Source organism: Trichlorobacter sp. (genome assembly GCF_030247655.1).
Taxonomy (GTDB): domain Bacteria; phylum Desulfobacterota; class Desulfuromonadia; order Geobacterales; family Pseudopelobacteraceae; genus Trichlorobacter.
In genome coordinates, this window is the sequence record NZ_JAOTRZ010000300.1 from 1 (window position 1) to 2,879 (window position 2,879).

Annotated in this window: 1 protein-coding gene; it reads left to right on the plus strand. The window is 51.1% G+C overall.

The features are described 5' to 3' along the window. The first annotated feature begins 145 nt into the window (after positions 1-145). On the plus strand, positions 146-2,734 hold the full coding sequence (locus OEL57_RS15950) for a sensor histidine kinase (protein ID WP_300741838.1): 2,589 nt from the start codon (positions 146-148) through the stop codon (positions 2,732-2,734). The last annotated feature ends 145 nt before the right edge of the window (positions 2,735-2,879 follow it).

Here is a 2,879-nt window from a genome sequence, read left to right on the forward strand (position 1 = left end):
AATCATAGATGAAAGAGTGGTGTGCTTCAAGCGTTAATGGACTAATTAACTCTTTTTGTGTTGCTTTGTTGAGGTTGTCTCTTTTTGTGGTACATAGAGTTAAGTAAAATGGCATACTCAGATAAAGCCACCAAGGATAGTTGTTATGACTGATTTTACGGGAAATAAATGGCGTGCTCGTCAAGCGCTGGCTCTGCTGCTGCTTATGGGGGCTGCATTACTGGGCAATATTCTGGCCCCGCAGCTCTTTACAGGGTTTAATTATCTGTTTGCCAGTGTCGCTGTGTTGCTGATTTTAAGGCTTTTCGGGCCTGTCTGGGCAGTTGTTGCTGCGGTGATCGCTGCTCTCTGGTGCAAGCAGCTGTTTGGTCACTTCTATCCGGTTGTCTGGCTGGGGCTGGAACCGCTTTTTGTTGCGTACTGGCAGAAACGTCGCCCCAAAGACACACTGATCATGGCAGACACGGCGTACTGGTTGATTGTTGGAATGCCGTTGATTTTCATACTCTTTCAGACGGTTATGAAGGTGCCGCTGCTGGGGACAACAACAGCAGCGCTGATGTATATGGTTATTGGGGTTACCAATGCCCTGATTGCTACGTTACTGATTAACCAGTTTTCTCTGGAACGTCTGGTCTGGCCAGAGAGACAGCAGGAATCGGCAACCATTGTCCAGTTTCTGTTTCAGGTATTGATGCTAACCATCGTCCTGCCTGCCATGCTGGTGCTGGTGGTGACCGGAAGGGAGCGGGGGGCGACCGTTAAACAGAAGATGCTGGATACATTGGAGATCAAGTCGCGGCAGGTCGGCTACGAGATTCGGCAGAAGATCTTTGATGGCACCTATCCGGAGAAGTTCGACGGGCTGGACCGTCAAAAACTTGATTTAGGGATGGTCACGAAGGTGTTGCAGGGAATCCAGGCCAACCAGCAAATCCAGTTACATCTGATGGCCAATAAGGGAGAAGTGCTGTCCTCAACAAACCCTGAAGTGGCCAGGTTGTACAACTATGATCCGTTAAGTCTGGGTAAGGCCAGCCAGACGGCACAGGAACATGTCTTTTACCGCATGCCCCCCAATAATCCGCCGGTACCACTTTGGCAGCGAGCTGGTAAGAGTACCTATATCAGGGTATACCCAATCCCCAAGACGCCTGTGTACGCCATTACAGAGATGCCATTTGCTCACTATCAGGCCCGAATCCTGCGGGGACATCGGAATGCCCTGGTTGCCATGTTGGTATATCTGGCCACCGGCACCGTGCTGGCTACGCTGGTGGCACGCAGGATTGCTGCCCCGCTTGAGCAGCTGTCTAAGACGACGACTGATCTGCCGGGCAAGCTGGTGTCTGAAGATCTTGTCTGGCCCTCCAGTGCCATCTACGAGATTTCAACGCTGGTGGAAAATGCGCAGGGGATGGCCCATACCCTGAGCGGCCAGTTCCGGGAGATCGCCCAGATCAATACTGAGCTTGAGGGGCGTGTAGAGGAGCGAACCCGCGAATTGAGCGCAACCAACCAAGCTTTGCGTCAGGAGATTGATGACCGGATCGCTGCAGAGCGCCAGCGTGACCATCTGATGGATGAACTGACGGTTCAGCTCCGCTTTTTGCAGACCCTGATGGATGCCATTCCCAACCCGATATATTTCAAGGATACCCAGGGGCGTTATCAGGGATTTAACCAGGCCTTTGGCCAATCCCTTGGTGTCACTCGTGAACAGATGATTGGCAAAACTGCTGATGCGCTATATGCACCGGGCATTGCTGCATTTCATCGTGATAAGGATCAGCTGCTTTTTAGCGAGGGTGGCGTGCAGCAGTATGAAGCAGATCTCCTGTATGCCGACAGAAACATCCATACGGTTATTGTTAATAAAGCAACCTATTATACGTTGTCAGGTGAACTGTCCGGTCTGATTGGTGCTTTCATCGATATTACCGAGCGTAAGCAGGCAGAACTTGAGCGTGACCGGCTGATGCAGGAGCTTGAGGCCAAGAACAAGGAGCTGGAGAGCATTATTTATGTCTCGTCCCATGATCTTCGCTCGCCACTGGTGAATATTCAGGGTTTCAGCCGTAAACTGGCTAAAAGCTGTAATGCCCTGAACAAGACCTTGGCAGAGATTGATCTACCGCAGGAAAGCCGCGATGAACTGCTCAAGCTGTTGACCGAGAGTATGCCCCGCTCGATTGAATTTATTACCGGCAGTGTTGAGAAGATGGATAGTCTCTTGTCGGGCCTGTTACGGCTCTCCCGGCTGGGGCGGGCAGCTATAACCATAGAAAACCTTGACATGAATCTGTTAATAAGCAAAATAATCAATTCCCTCGCCTATCAGGTTGAATCAACAGGTGCCCGGGTAACCGTTGGGCAGTTGTTACCGTGCCGGGGAGACGCGGTTCAGATCAGTCAGGTTTTTACCAATCTGCTGGATAACGCGATCAAGTACCGCTCGACGGATCGTCCACTTGAGGTTCATGTCTCAAGTGTTGTTTGCGATGATGCTGTTCAGTACTGCGTTGAGGACAATGGTATCGGTATTCATCCTGATTACCAGAACCAGGTATGGGAGATCTTCCACCGCATTAACCCCCGTGACATTCCGGGCGAGGGGCTGGGCCTGACCGTCTCACGTAGGATTTTGGACCGTTTAAACGGGACTATCTGGCTTGAGTCAGAGGAAGGGACAGGGAGCCGTTTTTTTGTAACGCTTCCTGCACAAAGGATCTGAAAGGATGTTGCAGACGCTCATGGAAAAACTTGCTAAAAATGAGGTCACCATTCTGATTGCCGAGGATGATGACGGCCATGCTGAGCTGATTATTGATAACCTGCGGGAAGCTGGCCTGACCAATGAAATCATCCGGTTCCGGGAC